Origin of the sequence: Geminicoccus sp. (assembly GCF_035556675.1) — a bacterium.
Lineage (GTDB): Bacteria > Pseudomonadota > Alphaproteobacteria > Geminicoccales > Geminicoccaceae > Geminicoccus.
Genome location: NZ_DATMFZ010000382.1, coordinates 1 through 15,357, shown reverse-complemented (window position 1 = coordinate 15,357; position 15,357 = coordinate 1). Strand labels below are relative to the sequence as shown.

The window sequence follows — 15,357 nt, the reverse complement described above, 5'->3', positions numbered from 1 at the left end:
GGGCTGCTGCAGGCCTGGATGGACGACTACAACAATGTCCACCCGCACTCCGCGCTGCGCTTCCAATCACCCGCCGAGTTCCGCAAAGTCAGTGCTTAACCCAACCCAGACCCTGTTCGGTCAAACAGGGTGCACTCCACTCGGCTGCCAAGCGTGCCACGCTGGGTGGTGGCCGATCGCGGCTACACCAGCCATGCCTTCCGCGAGCACATCTGGAACCATCAGCCTTCAGCAGAAGGCTGCCCCTCGGCGGTCAGCAGACCGCCGAGGGGCAGCCGGCCGGTGATCCCGCCACAGCGGCACGAGGCGCCGGTCCCGGCTGGATCTACCACAACTGATCGAGAGCAGCGCTCTCGATGGGTCGAGCACTTATGGGCCAGGCTCAAGGAGTGGCGGGCGATCGCCACCCGCTATGAGAAGACGGCCAACTCCTTCATGGGCGTCCTCTGCCTTGCTGCTGCTCTCGACTGGCTCAAGGACTAATAGTCCCTAGGCGCTCTTACTCGCTCCCAAGGAGCGTAGCAGAGCTGCCCGCGAAATCCTGGGGATAATCAGGGTAGCGGTAGAACTCCGTGACTGATCGACACCAGCTCGCACTGGCGCAGGATCGACAGCTGCGAATGCTTCGGCTCGATCATCCGGCGTCTACGGTCCAGGCTCATCGACCGGACGCTGCCGCCAAAGAAACTCGCTCCACCAGCAACTGCCCGATCTTGGCGTGCAGCTTCTCCACCTCGGCCTCAGTGGCCTTTGCCGTCTCCTGGGCTGGCGACCTGCCGGCGAATACCGACGCCAGACCTCCATCGTCTGCCGCTTCCACTCGCTCACCATCGTCTGGTGAATGTCGTGCCTGGCCGCCAGCTGTGCTGTTGTCGGCTCTCCATGCAGCGCCTCCAGTGCCCCTTGCCTTGAACTCTGGTCACTACCGTGATCGGGTCCGCCCTTCATGCTGAACGAACCAAGCTCATCCGCCTGTCCGAAATCCAGAGACCACCCCTCTCCATGACGAGTTGCAGCACGGTTTCGCCCACCGCACGCAGGAAGTCGCCATCGCCGGCCTTCTGCAGGAATTCCGCCAGTGGCAGTCTGTCCTCGGTCATCGGATCCCTCGTCGGTTCGGGATGAAGCGTCGCAACTCCATCCTAAACCACCGACCCGGCCACTACTCCCCGGGACCATACAGCTACCCCATGCCTCGTCGCAGCCACCTCGGTGGGCCCAAGGTGGGAGGGTGGTGGCAGGAGTGGTCCCAGCGTCCTCCATTCTGCGCCGCTCAGGTCAGAAGGACAGGGTCGATCAGGCATGGAACTTCCCAACGAGGACATGGTGATTAATCTGAGAACCGATCATCCCAGCGACTTTGCCGGCATTTCAGTCAGGACTTCGCCAGCTCGTGACAGAGTGCCGTCCGGTACATTGTCCGCTCGTCTGTCGCGTGCTGCTGGTGTAGCAGCTGGGCGCGCCGTTCGGTCAGGGCGCGGCGCTCGGCAACCAGCTCGATTTGCCGGCAGCCGGCCAGATCGAGCTTGGCCTTGGCGAGAAGCCCGTCGCGCAGCCCTTCCAGAACCCGAATCTCATCGGCGAGCTGGGTCGAGCGGGCCCGGGCGGCTGCGAGCAGCATCCCACGACCATGCAGCGCGTGGCCGGACGCTTCGAACTCCATCATGTCTGCGACCAGCCAGACCGAGCGCCGCTCGCTCTGGCTGGTTGCGATCGATTGTTCGACCCGTGCCAGCGCCTGCCTGGTCGCGTCGAGCTCCTGGCGGCGCAGCCGGGCCAGCACTTCGAGGGTAGAGCGGTCGCTCATGCGACTGCTTGGGTCGGAACGCCATGGCCCAGAGATCGGGCCAGCGCCGCAAACTCTTCGCCAGGCCGCCAGGGCTCGTCGACCTCCTGGCGCAGCAGCGCCTCCAGTGCCGGGCGCCGCAGGATCGCCTCGTCGATATCCGCATCGGTGCCCTGCCGGTAAGCACCCAGCTGGATCAGTTCCGCCATGTCGGCGTAGCGCCGCAGCAGCTCTCGTCCCCGGCGCACCAGCTCCCGCTCGTCTGGCCGGTAGCAGCCGGGGGCGGTCCTCGACACCGAGCGCAGGATATCGATCGCCGGGAAACGCCCGGCCTCGGCGATGCTCCTGGCAAGCATGACATGGCCATCCAGGATACCGCGCACCGTGTCGCTCACCGGCTCGTCATCGTCGTCGCCGTCGACGAGCACGCTGAACAGGCCGGTGATGCTGCCAGTCCCGCTGCCCGGGCCGGCCCGCTCCAGCAGGCGCGGCAGTTCGGCAAAGACCGAGGGCGGATAGCCGCGGGTGGCTGGCCCCTCACCGGCGGCCAGGTAGATCTCCCGCAGCGCCATGGCAAACCGCGTAACGCTATCGATCAGGCAGAGCACGTTCAGCCCCTGGTCGCGCAGCGCCTCGGCGACCGCCATGGTCAGATAGGCAGCGCGCCGGCGCAGCATCGCGGGAAGGTCGGAGGTCGCCACGATCAGCACGCTCCGCTGGCGCCCCTCCGGGCCCAGCGTATGCTCCAGGAACTCGCCGACCTCGCGGCCGCGCTCGCCGATCAGGCCGATGACGAGCGCGTCGGCATCGCTGTGCCGGGCGATCATCGACAGGAGGGTCGACTTGCCCACACCCGAGCCCGCGAAGATCCCGAGCCGCTGGCCTTCGCAGCATGGAGTGAACAGGTTCATCGCCCGCACGCCGAGATCCAGGCGCCGCCCGATCGGCCGGCGCCCCAGGGCAGCCTCGGCGCGGGACTGGAGCGGATAGGCCACGGTCCCTTGCTCCAGTGGACCGCCGCCATCGAGCGGCGCGGCCATGGGATCGACCACCCGGCCGAGCCAGCTTCTCGCGGGACGTGCCAGCCCCAACGCTTGGTCGGGCCGGACCCTCGCACCGTAGCGGACGCCGTTTACCTCCTCGAATGCAATCATCTGGACGCCCTCGGGGCCGAATCCCACCACTTCGGCGAGGACGGCGTCCTGGGAAGCGAACATGCCGGTCGGATGGACATGTTGCTCGATCCGGCACACGTCACCGATTCCGATCCGCTCGTTCAGGCCCTCGACCACGAGGCTGCCCGACCGGCAGCGTCTCACTCGCCCACCGAGTATCGGGTCTCTCCGCTTCGCCAGATGCGCGAGAAAATTCTCGACGTGAACAGCATGGGCTCCGCCATATTCACCAAGCTTTCCGGCAACATGCTCATCCAGGTTGCAATTGTTAACTTGGGTCAATTTTCAGTTGTCCCTACCAGCAGTTGCATGGTTCATCTGGTGACATCAGGGCGACCCGCTCGGCTGTCCCTGGCGAAGTGGATGATAGACAAGCTTCCATTAACAGATGTTTAAGGAACCTGCCCTAATCTGGCTTTGAGACGGTGTCGCGGGCTCAGGACATGGAGAAGTCGATGCGTGCGCTGGTGATCGAAGACGATCCGGTTTCCGCCAAGCTCGTGGAGAGCGCGCTCAAGTGCGAGAACATCGTGATCGAGCCGGCCGAACGCGGCGAAGACGGGATCGAGCTGGCGAAGCTCTACGACTTCGACATCATCGTCCTCGACCTGCGTCTGCCCGACATGGACGGCCACGAGGTGGTGCGGCGACTGCGCGCCGCCAGGATCCAGACTCCGATCCTGATTCTGTCCGGCAAGCAGGACATCGACGACAAAGTGCGTGGCCTAGCCACAGGCGCCGACGACTACATCACCAAGCCATTCGCGCGGGCCGAGCTGACCGCCCGGATCCAGGCGGTGGTACGACGCGCCAAGGGCCACGCCGAGTCGACGATCGCGACCGGACGGATGGTGGTGAACCTCGACACGCGACTGATCGAGATCGACGGCATGCGCCTGCACGTCACCGCCAAGGAATACAGCATCCTGGAACTGCTCTCCCTGCGCAAGGGCACGACGCTCACCAAGGAGATGTTCCTGGATCACCTGTATGGCGGGATCGACGAGCCGGAGCTCAAGATCATCGACGTGTTCATCTGCAAGCTGCGCAAGAAGATCGCGGCGGTGACCGGCGGCGACCATTACATCGAGACGGTCTGGGGCAGGGGCTATGTCCTCAAGGACCCGGGCCTCGCCAAGTGCGCCTGAAAGCGACAGGTAGACCAAGCGTCTCGTGCAGGCTTCGCCAGCCGGCACGCCACGGCATGGCGCGCCGGCCGAGCCCGGCCAGGCAATCTCCGGCGGTGGGTGCCGCCGACCGCTCAGCCGCGGGTGAGACTGCCGACCCGATCGAGTGCTTTCGGCATCGCCGTGCCATATTGCTGGCACAAGGGCTGGAGCAGACGTTCGACCTCGGCGCGGCCCAGTTCGTCCATCAGCGCGCAGGGCGGCTTGGCGAACTTGAGCGCGGCCCGGGCGCCGTGATCGATCTCGTCCGGCCCGGCCACCCCTTCATCCAGTTCCTGCAGGACCGGCAGGAAGGTGGCGCCGCGCAACCGGTCGCACAGCACCGCCATGCGATCGGGATCGATGTCGCCGGGCGGATCGATGGTCCAGGAAGCCTCCGCATCACCGGTCACGGCCATCGATCGCGCGGGCGCGTAGAAGGCGCCGAGCGGGGAGAGGTTACGGAGCGCATGGAGGGCGATCCGCGGCTTGACCAGGTTCATCACCAGGAACGGGCCGGCCGCAGCGCCCAGCGCCTCCTTGGCGGCCAGATCGATCTCGCCGGGAACTGCCAGGCCCTCGTCGACCAGGCGGGCCGCCTCGTTGGTGTAGGGACAGAAGAACCGGTTGATGCAGAAGCCCCACTGATCCTTGCAGGCGAGCGGCTCCTTGCCGGTCGCGCGGGTGAAGGCCAGCCCGGCCTGGACGGTGGCATCGGTGGTAGCGTCGCCGCGGACCACCTCGACGATCGGGTTGACCTGGGCCGGGCTGAAATAGTGCAGGCCCAGGAAGCGCCCCGGCTGCGGCACAGACTGCGCCAGCTCCGACACCCGCAGGCAGGACGTGTTGGTGGCGATCAGCGCGTCGGGACGGACCACCGCGGCGATCTTGGCTAGCACGTCGGTCTTGAGCGCCATGTCCTCGAACACGGCCTCGATCACCAGGTCGCAGTCCACCAGCCCGTCCAGCGTGGACGTGACCTGCAACCGGCGGCCGGCCTCGTCCGCCTGTTCCTGGGTGAGCCGCCCCCGGCCGACGGCCTTGGCATAGAAGGCGCGTGCCTGGTCGACCGCCGCCTGGGCGACGCCCTCCCGCGCATCGATCAGCACGACGTCCACGCCCGCCTGTGCGGTAGCCGTCGCGATGCCGCCGCCCATCGTTCCTGCACCGACGATGCCGACCCGGCTGATGCCCATGGTGGACTATCCCTTGCTCCGTTCCTCGTCGCGCAGGCTCTAGACTTTGCCGGCCGGACGCGGAAGGGGGCAGCTGCCCGCGCGGCTCCCGCGCCGGCCCGCCCCCTTCTGCCCTCCCGTTCAGCGGCCGCCGGAGCGCGCCACGCGCGGGTCGTCCCGGCCGGCACCCCGGCTGCCGAGGATCGTGACGATCGACGCCAGCGAGATGGCGGCCACCAGCCAGAACACGCCACGGGCCATGCCGAGGTCCAGGAGATGACCGAACAGAGGTGCCGAGGCGAGCGTGCCGACATTGAAGCCGATGGTGACGAAGCCGAACACGCGGCCGGATGCCCCGGCCGGCGTGATCTGCTTGACCATCAGGTCGCGCGAGGGGCTGACGGCGCCGCCGAACAGCCCGGCCAGCACGAACAGGAGCGTGACGGGGACGAGGCCGAGCGAGGGCAGGGTGAGGAGCAGCGCCACCAGGGTGATGCTGCCGAAGCAGACCGCGACCACCAGGCCATGACGGCTGGTCCGGTCGGCGATCTGTCCGCCCAGCAACACGCCCACCGCCGAAGCCGCCAGATAGAGGAATACGGGCAGGCCGGCCTGGGCCAGGCCGATGCCGGGAAGCTGCTCCAGCGTGGCGGTGCCGAAATTGCTGAAGCCGCCCTGGCCGGCGGAGATCAGGGCGAAGAACAGGAACGCCATCGCGACCGGCCAGCCGAGGAACAGGCGCAGCGTGCTGCCACCACGCATGGGTGCCGTCCCCGGTGCCGTGGCCTGCTCGCTCGCGAGATGATGCCGGAAGGCGATCAGCACCCCGGCGAAGGCCAGGCCGGCCAGGGCGCTCAGCCCCAGGGCGAACTGCCAGCCGAGCCAGCCGGACAGCGGCAGGAGAACGGCCGGCGCGGCAGCGAAGCCCAGATAGCCGCCGAACGTGTGCACGGCGAAGCCACGGCCCAGCCATCCCCGGCTCACCGAGCCCGCCAGGATCGCGTAGTCGGCCGGATGGAACACCGCATTGCCCAGGCCGGCCAGCGCCATCAGGCAGAGGAAGACGGGATAGCCCGGCGCCAGCGCCACCAGCCCGATGCCCAGCGCGAAGCAGGCCTGGCCCAGCAGGAGCGGCCAGAACGCCCCGTAGCGGTCGACGAGCATGCCGATCGGCACCTGCGCCAGCCCGGTCGCCAGGTTCAGGACGGCCAGGCCCAGGCCCAGCTCCGCATAGCTGAACCCCAGTCCCACGGTGAGGAGCGGGAACAGGGGCGGCAGGGCCAGGATGTAGAAATGGGCAAAGAAATGCCCCGCTCCGATGAGGCTGATCACCTCGACGTCGCGACGCCCCGTGGGCGCCAGCGCCAAGCTCGTCATGTCGGCCCGAATCGTCCTTCCTGCTCTCTGACCGGCCAAACATGGCGGCTCGGTCGCGATGGCGCCAGACACACAGGCAGCGGCGCGGCAACGGGGTTCTCAGCCGGCCGGATTTCTGCGACTACCCGGGCCGGTCGGGGTGGGCCCGGCCGGACTTGCGACCATATGGGTGAAGGGGTCGGTTGGTGACCACCAGAAGAGCTCTCGTCATCGGCGCGGCCATTCTGGCCACGCAGCCGGCCATCAGCGGCGCGGAGGCCCGAGACTTGGACAATACCCTCATCATCGAACTGGCGAGCGGCAAGGTGACCGTCGAGCTGCGCCCCGACCTGGCCCCGAACCATGTCGCGCGGATCAAGGAACTCGCCAGGGACGGCTTCTACGACGGCATCGTCTTCCATCGCGTCATTCCCGGCTTCATGGCGCAGACCGGCGACCCGACCGGCACGGGCATGGGCGGCTCGGACAAGCCGAACCTGAAGGCCGAGTTCACCCGCACGCCGTTCGAGCGCGGCACGCTGGGCATGGCGCGCTCGCAGAACCCGAACAGCGCGAACAGCCAGTTCTTCATCTGCTTCGACCGGTCCGACTGGCTGGACGGGCAGTACACCGTGTTCGGCAAGGTGGTGGACGGCATGGAGCTGGTCGACGCGATCGCCAAGGGCGAGCCGCCGGCCAATCCGGACAAGATGGTCCGCGTCTACGTCGCGGCCGACGCGCCCGCGGGCGGCTGATCCGGACGCGCGTCCCTAGTCGTCCGGCCGGGCCTGCGCTAGCAGGTCCGGCAGCCTTCCTGCGCGGAATTTCTGGCCCATGACCATTCTCGTCACCGGTGTCGCCGGCTTCATCGGCTTCCATGTCGCCCGGGCGCTGCTGGACCGCGGCGAGGCAGTGATCGGCGTGGACATCGTCAACGCCTATTACGATCCGGCGCTCAAAGAGGCGCGGCTGGCCGAGATCGCGGGGCGGGAAGGCTACCGGTTCATCCGCGCGGACATCGCCGAGCTGGACCAGATCCGGGCGATCGCCAAGGAGCACGGGGACGAGATCACCGGCGTGGTGCATCTGGCGGCCCAGGCCGGCGTGCGCCACTCGCTCACCGCACCGTTCGACTATGTGCGCGCCAACCTGGTGGGGCACATGGTCATGCTGGAGGTGGCGCGCCACGACCTGCCCAAGCTGACCAGCTTCGTCTACGCGTCGAGCAGCTCGGTCTATGGCGGCAACGACAAGACGCCGTTCTCCGTGGACGATCCGGTGGAGCGGCCGGTCTCGCTCTATGCCGCGACCAAGCGGGCGGACGAGCTGCTCTCCTACGCCTATGCCCATCTCTACCGGATCCCGCAGACCGGCCTGCGCTTCTTCACCGTGTACGGGCCGTGGGGCCGCCCGGACATGGCGGCCTACATCTTCGCCGATGCGATCGCCAAGGGGCGGCCGATCACGCTGTTCAACCATGGCGAGATGCAGCGCGACTTCACCTATATCGACGACATCGTGGCGGGCGTGCTGGCGGCGCTCGACCGGCCGCCGGCATCCGACGCGCAGGGCGTGCCGGCCCGCGTGTACAATCTGGGCAACCACCGGCCGAACGACCTGAAGACCTTCGTCCGGATCATCGAGCAGGAACTGGGGCGCACGGCGGAGATCCGTCTGGCGCCGATGCAGCCGGGCGACGTGCCCGCCACCTATGCCGACATCGAGGCCAGCCGGCGCGACCTGGGCTTCGAGCCCAAGACCCCATTGGAAGAGGGGCTGCCGAAATTCATCCAGTGGTACAAGCGCTACCATGGGGTGAATTGAGGAGCGGCAGGTGGCACCCGCTGACGCAGAGACGCTGAGAAGCACCTGACCATGCCTCCCGTTTCCCGCCGCCCGATGGTCGGGTGGAGCATCACCTGAAGGCAGCGGGGCCGCCGGAAATCCAGACGGGGCCGCTGGATGCGTGCTGGATGCCTGGATTCAGTGTCCGATTCGACCGTGTCGCTCTTGGATGTTGGTGGCTTCGGGCTAGATGCTGATGCCCGCTCTACCGCACGATGGTCGCCGGGATCGCTGGAACATCCCGAGCTGCTGCCGTCTTCAGCCCGCGCCCAGGCTGGCGACGGCGGCCAGCAGGCATGCGGTCTCGACCAGTTGCTGCGTGCCGCCCAGCGTGTCGCCGGTAAAGCCGCCGAGCCGCCGCTGGGTCCAGCGGATGGCGAGCGCCAGGGTACCGGCGGCAGCAGCGAGCATGGCCAGCACCGGGGCCGGATCCGCCGCGGCCAGCAGACAGAGGCTCCCGATGGCGACGGCCAGTGCGGCTCTGGCCGGTGTCACCCGGCCGGCGGCGGCACCCAGGCCATCGGACCGGGCCGGGTGCTGGAGCGCCATCGTGACTACCATGGCGCTCCGCGACAGGCAGGCGGCGCCGACCAGGACCAGGGCGACCCGGCCGGGCGTGGCGAGCATGGCAAGTGCACCGGCACGCAGTGCCAGGGTGAGCAGCAGGGCGAGCGTACCGTAGGTGCCGATCCGGCTGTCGCGCATGATCTCGAGCGCGCGCGCCCGGCCGGCATGGCCGCCCAGCGCGTCGAACAGGTCGGCCAGCCCGTCCTCGTGCAGCGCCCCGGTCAGGGCGATGGACGCGGCCAGGGCCAGGATCGCGGCGAGCACGGGCGGCAGCCCGATCCGGTCCGCCAGGAGAAAGACGAGCGCAGCGGCGGCGGCCACCACCAGGCCTGCCAGAGGGAACGCCCAGGCAGCGCGTGCGATGCCGGCCATGCCCGAGGGATCGCCGGTCCGGATCGGCAGCCTGGTCAGGAACTGCAGGGCGATCTTGACGTCGTGGAGCAAGTCTTGTGTCCGTGCCAGCCGGTCTGAGGGCAGAGTCTGCCCTCCTGCCGGTCGGTACCCCAGCCTCGGAAACGCCGCCATGAGCAAACCGATCCTCGACGTGACGGCGCTGCCGCCGCCCGATCCAGCACCGCTCGCGGCAGCACGGCAGCGCGAGGCGACGCTGACCAAGCCCGAAGGCGCGCTCGGACGGCTGGAGGAGGTGACGGCCCATCTCTGTGCCTGGCAGGGCCGCCATCCGCCCCGGCTGGACCGGGTCGAGGTCCATGTCTTCGCCGGCCGCCACGGCGTGGTCGCCCAGGGCGTGTCCGCCTATCCGGCCGCGGTCACCGACCAGATGGTCCGCAACTTCCGCAAGGGCGGGGCCGCGATCAACCAGCTGGCGCGCTCGAGCGGTGCTCGGCTCCTGGTGCACGACCCGTTCCCGCACTGGACGACGCGCGACTGGACGAGGTCTGCGGCGATGGATCCGGCGGAATGCGCCGCCGCGGTCGGGGCCGGCAGGCGCGCCATCGGAGAAGACGTGGATCTCCTGGCGATCGGCGAGATGGGCATCGGCAACACCGCCACCGCCGCGGCGGTCTGCGCGGCCCTGCTGGGCGGCAGCGGCCGGGAATGGTGCGGTGCCGGCACCGGCCTGGACGCGGACGGTATCCGCCGCAAGGCGGCGGTGGTGGATGCGGGCCTGGCCCGGCACCAGGACGCGCTGGACGATCCGGAGCGGGTCCTGCAGGCGCTCGGCGGGTTCGAGCTGGCGGCCATGGCCGGCTGCATCCTCGAGGCGCGCCGGCGCCGGATACCGGTGCTGCTGGACGGCTTCGTCACCGGCGCCGCGGCGGCCGTGCTGTTCCGCCTGGATCCAGATGCCGTCGCCCATTGCCTGGCCGGCCATGTCTCGGCCGAGCATGCCCATCGCGCCCTGCTGGGCCGGCTGGGGCTCCAGCCGCTGCTCGACCTGGAGATGCGGCTGGGCGAGGGATCGGGCGCGGCGCTGGCGATCCAGGTGGTACGCGCGGCACTCGCCTGCCACACCGGCATGGCGAGCTTCGCCGAGGCGGGCGTGGCGGACCGCCCCACCGGGAGGGAAGGCTGCTAGTCGGCGCGGTCGACCAGATGGACGAAACTGCCACAGACCCGGCCCAGCACGCAGCCGGCATCGGCACGGGGCTCGCCGCGCGCATCGGCCAGACCGAACAGCCGTGGACCGCGCGCCTCCAGCTCGCTGGCATAGTGGAATTCGTGGCCCCGCCAGCCGGTCCCGGCCAGGCCCAGGGGCGAGGAGTGCCGGCCGGTCACGCGCCGGTAGCCCAGATGCAGCCTCGGCCGGGCGAAGCTGGTCACCACCGGCAGGAGGCCGCTCATGGGCTGGGCCTGGCCGTCCCGGTCGACCAGCACCTCGCCCAGCACCATATAGCCGCCGCACTCGCCATAGACGGCGGCCCCCTTGGCGGCCACGGCGCGCAGGCCGGCCATGAACCGGCCGGCGCCGGAGAGCGTGGCGGCATGCAGCTCCGGGTAGCCCCCCGGCAGGTAGACCGCATCGGCGCCCGGATCGGGCGGCTGGTCGGCCAGCGGCGAGAAGGGCAGGAGCTCGGCACCGCGCGCCCGCCAGCCGGCCAGGACCGAGGGATAGGCGAAGGCGAACGCGGCATCGTCGGCCAGGGCGATCCGCTGGCCGGGCGGGTTCAGCGGTGCCGCCCGGTGCGGCAGGGCGGCCACCGACGGAAAGCGGGCCAGGCGGATCAGGCGCGGCAGGTCGAGACGCCGCTCCACCAGCCGCGCTGCCTGGTCGAGCTGCCGGTCGAGCCCGGCCAGCTCCTGCGCCTGGACCAGGCCCAGATGACGCTCGGGCAGCGTCAGGGCCGGATCGTCCGGGAGGAAGCCCAGGATCGGGATGGAAAGCCGGCCGGCACAGGCTTGGCGCAGCAGCCTGGCATGGGTGTCGGTGTTCACCCGGTTGAAGATCACGCCCGCCACCGCCACGTCGGAGCGATGGTGGCAGAACCCCTCGATCAGTGCCGCGACCGAGGCGCCCATGCCCTTGGCATTCACCACCAGCACGACCGGGATGGCGAGGGTGGCGGCCAGATCGGCGGTGGCCCCGGTGCCGTCCGCCGCCCCGTCGAACAGGCCCATCACGCCTTCGCCGACCAGCAGGTCGACCGCCAGCCCGGCCTGCTCCAGGATGGCGGTCTGGGTGGCGACCCGCATCGCCCAGGGATCGACATTGGGACAAGGCCGGCCGGTGGCTGCCCGGTGAAAGGCCGGGTCGATATAGTCGGGGCCGACCTTGAAGCCGCCCACGGTCTGGCCGCGCCGGCCAAGCGCGCGCAGGATCGCGGCGGTGATCGCGGTCTTGCCCGAGCCCGAGGCGGTCGCGGCGACCAGAAGGGTGGGGGCGGAGCTGATGGGAGTCTCCCGGTGCATCCAGTGACCGGGCAAGGATAGCCGGGCATGGCGACGAAACCGAGCGCCGACACGACGTCCGCGCCGTCCCCGCCGCTGCGCCGCGGCTGGACCACGGGGACCTGTGCCACCGGCGCCGCCAAGGCCGCGTTCCAGGCGCTGGCCGGCGCCGGCTTCCCCGACCCGGTCGAGATCACCCTGCCGCACGGCGGCAGCGCGACCCTGCCGCTCGCCCGCACAGAGCTCGCCGCCGGCCGGGCATTCGCCGCGATCGTGAAGGATGCCGGCGACGACCCGGACGTGACCCATGGCTGCGAGGTCGGCGCCACGGTCGCACCCGGTCCGCCCGGCAGCGGCATCCACTTTCTCGCCGGTCCGGGCGTGGGCACGGTGACCCTGCCGGGCCTGCCCCTGCCGCCGGGCGAGCCCGCCATCAATCCCGGGCCTCGCGCGATGATCCGCACGGCCCTGGAGGAGGTGGCCGCCGCCACGGGCCAGCCCGCCGACGTGAGCGTGACGGTGTCGATCCCGAACGGCGCCGAGATCGCCGCCAGGACCTGGAACCCGCGGCTCGGCATTCTGGGCGGCCTGTCCATCCTGGGTACCACCGGGGTCGTCGTGCCCTATTCCTGCTCGGCCTGGATCCATTCGATCCAGCGCGGCATCGACGTGGCGCGCGCGGCCGGGCTCGATCACGTGGCGGCCTGCACCGGCTCTACCTCGGAAGCCGCGGTGCGGCAGCGCCATGCGCTGTCGGACTTGGCCCTGCTCGACATGGGTGACTTCGCGGGCGGCACGCTGAAATATCTGCGCCGCCACCCGGTCGCCCGGCTGACGCTGGCCGGCGGCTTCGCCAAGCTCACCAAGCTGGCGCAGGGTGCCATGGATCTCCACTCCGCGCGCAACCCGATGCGTCCCGAGGCGCTGGCCGACCTGCTGCGGACAATGGCGGCACCGGCACCGCTCGTGGCGCTGGCCGCCACCGCCAACACCGCCCTGGAGCTGCACCAGGCCGCCGAAGCGCTGGGCTTCCCCCTGGCGCAGCACGTGGCGGAGCAGGCGCGCACGGTGGCGCAGGCGGTGGCGGGGGACGCAGTGGCAGTGGAAGTGCTGGTATATGACCGGATGGGCAGGGAGGTCGGATGGGCGCCCGGCTGGTCCTGATCCTGGGCGGCACGGCGGAGGCGGCCGGTCTCGCCCGAGCCCTGGCGGACCGGCCGGGCTGGCGAAACGTGACCTCGCTCGCCGGCCGCACCAGCGCGCCCGGGCCGGTGGCGGGCGAGCTGCGCCAGGGCGGCTTTGGCGGGGTCACAGGCCTGACCGCCTGGCTGGCGGCCGAGCGCCCGGCAGCGGTGGTGGACGCCACCCACCCGTTCGCACGGCAGATGCCCTGGCACGCGGCCGAAGCCTGCGCTGCGCTCGGCATCCCGCGCCTGCGCCTCCTGCGCCCGTCCTGGCAGCGCGCGACGGAAGACCGCTGGGTGGAGGTGGCCGATGCCGCCGAGGCAGTCCGCATCCTGCCGAACTTCGGCAAGACCGCGCTCCTCACCACCGGCCACGAGGCCGCCCCGACCTTCCTCCAGCTCCACCCGCGCATGCGGCTGGTCCTGCGCAGCATCGAGCCGATCCCGGACCTGCCGCTGGGCGTGGTGCACGTGCAGGCGCGCCCGCCGTTTACGCCCGAGGCGGAAGCCGCGCTGCTCGCGCGCTACGGCGTGGACGTGCTGGTGAGCAAGGCATCCGGCGGTGCGGCAGGCCATGCCAAGATCCTGGCGGCACGGGCCCAGGGCATCCCGGTGGTGCTGCTGGCCCGCCCGCCGCAGCCGGACGGGCCGGCGGTGGCCGACCCGTCCGAAGCGCTCTCCTGGCTGTCCGGGCTGGGCTGACCTTTCGGCCAGCCCACGGCCGGAAAGACGCCGCATCCGGGCCATGAACGGCGCCCTCCGGTACAGGATCAGGGCAGAGCCGGCCGGAGCCGGCTGGCCGCCGGGACCGGCGAGGGGAAGCCCAGCACCACGGCCTGGCCGCGCACCCGGTTCTGCGCCTGGCAGTCGCTGACACAGTCCGTGGCCGGCGGTGCCACCTCGACCGCGTCCTCGCCGGTGACCCAGCCCATCCGCCCGCCGCTCGCGACGTCCCATTGCGACAGGCGGCCGCAATGGCGCACCACGTCGAAGGTCGCGTTCCGCCGGCGGATCTGGTTGGCGCAGGTCGGGTGGGCCACCCGGGTGGCGACCTGCGCGCTGTCGCGGCCCACCAGGCGCGGCGCCAGATCCGTCGCGACGTTGATCCTGGGCGTGACGGTGACGGTCGTGTCCTTGTAGGGCAGGACATCGCCCTCGCGCGCACGGAAGTTCGGGTTGTCGAAGTAGAATGCGCCCTCGGCCAGCAGGTGGGTGAATCGGGTGGTGGTGCCGTCCCTGCGCTCCACCTCCATCTGGAAGATCCCGCCCTGGGCGCAGTCCTTGGCCTGGATCTTCATGGTCAGGCCCGGCCCCGACCGCTCCATGGCGAACTCCTCCTCGTCGAGCTCGAGCGAGGCGTTGCCGGTGAGCACGAGGCCGCGATGGTCGGGCGTCTTGCTCTGCCAGACAACCGTGCGGCGCCCGCCGGTCATGTCGAGCGGATTGGCGGCACCAGTGAACAGATAGTTCTGGATGCCGAAGCTCTGCGCCACGATGGTGAACTGGACATACTTGCCGATCACCTGGATCTGGGTGGCGCCGGAAAGCCGGGCGGCCGGGATGGCATGGTCGCCCTCGGCGCTCACGGTCTGCCCGGGCACCGAGACGCGGAAGCCCCCGCCGGTGCAGCCCTTCGACGACGCGGCCTCCGCGAGGCCGGGCAGCGCCGCCACGCAGGCCAGGGTGGCGGCCAGCCTGCCAAGCCGGCCGAGCATTGATCGGGGTCCGCGCCCGCCCGTGTCGCGCAGCCCGTGAAAATGCGCTAAAGTCTTGGTCATGACGATGACTTCCACCATTGTGTCGAGGATCTTTCGCGGCCTGGACCGGCAGCACAGGAAGATGTACCGGCTGGAAAGTGACAGTACAGATGCGCTGGGCCATTGCCGGACTTCTCGGACCGATGCGCGAAGTTGTCTCCGACCTTGGTCCGGTGCGGGTTCGGACCAAGGTCGGAGACGTTCAACTTCGACTGGCCTGCCGGCCAGCGATCTTCCAAGAATGGCCGGGCCGGCCGATCGGCCAGCTGCTGCAGGACCACCATGCCAGCCATGTCCCGATCCGCGCCGCCAGCCTACCGCAGCCTCCATTTCCGCCCGCGCGGCCTGTTCGCCCGCCTGGCAGCCATGCCGCTGGACCGGCGCTTCGCGGTGGCCGGCAGTGCGGTGACCCTGGTCGGCATGGCGATCATCGGCAGCTGGGTGCAGAACCGGATCGAGAGCAGCGTCACGCGCAACGCGGCCCTTTCCACCGCGG

Annotated in this window: 16 protein-coding genes and 2 pseudogenes; 9 read left to right on the top strand and 9 right to left on the bottom strand. The window is 70.0% G+C overall.

Annotated features, from left to right (window positions below):
* Positions 1-3: 3 nt before the first annotated feature.
* A complete protein-coding gene (locus VNS22_RS27475) occupies positions 4-99 on the top strand; it encodes an integrase core domain-containing protein (protein ID WP_414653451.1) in 96 nt (31 codons plus the stop codon).
* A 42-nt stretch (positions 100-141) separates the two neighbouring features.
* A pseudogene (locus VNS22_RS27470) lies at positions 142-483 on the top strand (transposase); the annotation flags it as partial.
* 92 nt (positions 484-575) lie between these two features.
* On the opposite strand, the pseudogene VNS22_RS28660 reads toward VNS22_RS27470, so the two are convergent.
* From VNS22_RS28660 to VNS22_RS27455, 4 genes and pseudogenes are all read right to left on the bottom strand, one after another.
* Positions 576-948 (bottom strand): annotated as a pseudogene (locus tag VNS22_RS28660) (transposase); the annotation flags it as partial.
* Positions 945-1,100, bottom strand: a complete 156-nt coding sequence (locus VNS22_RS27465; protein ID WP_325738281.1) for a hypothetical protein — start codon at positions 1,098-1,100, stop codon at positions 945-947. The pseudogene VNS22_RS28660 and the gene VNS22_RS27465, both read right to left, overlap by 4 nt.
* 275 nt (positions 1,101-1,375) lie before the next feature.
* Entirely contained in the window at positions 1,376-1,807 is a 432-nt protein-coding gene (locus VNS22_RS27460) for a hypothetical protein (RefSeq protein WP_325738279.1), read from the bottom strand.
* Positions 1,804-3,105 carry a FliI/YscN family ATPase gene (locus tag VNS22_RS27455; RefSeq protein ID WP_325738278.1) on the bottom strand — a complete coding sequence of 434 codons (1,302 nt, stop codon included), beginning with the start codon at positions 3,103-3,105 and terminating at the stop codon, positions 1,804-1,806. The genes VNS22_RS27460 and VNS22_RS27455 overlap by 4 nt, the downstream gene beginning before the upstream one ends.
* A gap of 311 nt (positions 3,106-3,416) precedes the next feature.
* Here VNS22_RS27455 and ctrA point away from each other — a divergent pair, with 311 nt between their 5' ends.
* The gene (gene ctrA, locus VNS22_RS27450; RefSeq protein WP_325738277.1) at positions 3,417-4,109 is read left to right on the top strand and encodes a response regulator transcription factor CtrA; all 693 of its coding nucleotides are present in this window, start codon (positions 3,417-3,419) and stop codon (positions 4,107-4,109) included.
* A gap of 113 nt (positions 4,110-4,222) precedes the next feature.
* Here ctrA and VNS22_RS27445 read toward each other — a convergent pair whose 3' ends face one another.
* Together VNS22_RS27445 and VNS22_RS27440 are read right to left on the bottom strand one after the other, a co-directional pair.
* Entirely contained in the window at positions 4,223-5,323 is a 1,101-nt protein-coding gene (locus tag VNS22_RS27445; RefSeq protein ID WP_325738275.1) for a 3-hydroxyacyl-CoA dehydrogenase family protein, read from the bottom strand.
* Positions 5,324-5,443: 120 nt separating this feature from the next.
* On the bottom strand, positions 5,444-6,679 hold the full coding sequence (locus VNS22_RS27440) for an MFS transporter (protein WP_325738273.1): 1,236 nt from the start codon (positions 6,677-6,679) through the stop codon (positions 5,444-5,446).
* A 266-nt stretch (positions 6,680-6,945) separates the two neighbouring features.
* Here VNS22_RS27440 and VNS22_RS27435 point away from each other — a divergent pair, with 266 nt between their 5' ends.
* A complete protein-coding gene (locus tag VNS22_RS27435; RefSeq protein WP_325738271.1) occupies positions 6,946-7,413 on the top strand; it encodes a peptidylprolyl isomerase in 468 nt (155 codons plus the stop codon).
* Positions 7,414-7,492: 79 nt separating this feature from the next.
* On the top strand, positions 7,493-8,482 hold the full coding sequence (locus tag VNS22_RS27430) for an SDR family NAD(P)-dependent oxidoreductase (protein ID WP_325738269.1): 990 nt from the start codon (positions 7,493-7,495) through the stop codon (positions 8,480-8,482).
* Between the two features lie 279 nt (positions 8,483-8,761).
* Here VNS22_RS27430 and cobS read toward each other — a convergent pair whose 3' ends face one another.
* On the bottom strand, positions 8,762-9,514 hold the full coding sequence (gene cobS, locus VNS22_RS27425) for an adenosylcobinamide-GDP ribazoletransferase (protein ID WP_325738267.1): 753 nt from the start codon (positions 9,512-9,514) through the stop codon (positions 8,762-8,764).
* A gap of 79 nt (positions 9,515-9,593) precedes the next feature.
* Here cobS and cobT point away from each other — a divergent pair, with 79 nt between their 5' ends.
* On the top strand, positions 9,594-10,610 hold the full coding sequence (gene cobT, locus VNS22_RS27420) for a nicotinate-nucleotide--dimethylbenzimidazole phosphoribosyltransferase (RefSeq protein ID WP_325738265.1): 1,017 nt from the start codon (positions 9,594-9,596) through the stop codon (positions 10,608-10,610).
* Here cobT and VNS22_RS27415 read toward each other — a convergent pair.
* Positions 10,607-11,941 (bottom strand): cobyrinate a,c-diamide synthase, encoded by a 1,335-nt coding sequence (locus VNS22_RS27415; protein WP_325738263.1) that lies wholly within the window; start codon positions 11,939-11,941, stop codon positions 10,607-10,609. The genes cobT and VNS22_RS27415 overlap by 4 nt on opposite strands.
* A 27-nt stretch (positions 11,942-11,968) precedes the next feature.
* Between VNS22_RS27415 and VNS22_RS27410 the strand changes: the two genes are divergently transcribed.
* Both VNS22_RS27410 and VNS22_RS27405 read left to right on the top strand, forming a co-directional pair.
* Positions 11,969-13,084 (top strand): cobalt-precorrin-5B (C(1))-methyltransferase, encoded by a 1,116-nt coding sequence (locus VNS22_RS27410; protein ID WP_325738261.1) that lies wholly within the window; start codon positions 11,969-11,971, stop codon positions 13,082-13,084.
* Positions 13,063-13,806, top strand: coding sequence for a cobalt-precorrin-6A reductase (locus VNS22_RS27405; protein ID WP_325738259.1), 744 nt, complete (start codon positions 13,063-13,065; stop codon positions 13,804-13,806). The genes VNS22_RS27410 and VNS22_RS27405 overlap by 22 nt, the downstream gene beginning before the upstream one ends.
* A 68-nt stretch (positions 13,807-13,874) precedes the next feature.
* Here VNS22_RS27405 and VNS22_RS27400 read toward each other — a convergent pair whose 3' ends face one another.
* Positions 13,875-14,882, bottom strand: coding sequence for a hypothetical protein (locus tag VNS22_RS27400; protein ID WP_325738257.1), 1,008 nt, complete (start codon positions 14,880-14,882; stop codon positions 13,875-13,877).
* Between the two features lie 270 nt (positions 14,883-15,152).
* Between VNS22_RS27400 and VNS22_RS27395 the strand changes: the two genes are divergently transcribed.
* A partial coding sequence (locus tag VNS22_RS27395; protein WP_325738255.1) for a hypothetical protein occupies positions 15,153-15,357 on the top strand: 205 nt, incomplete at its 3' end.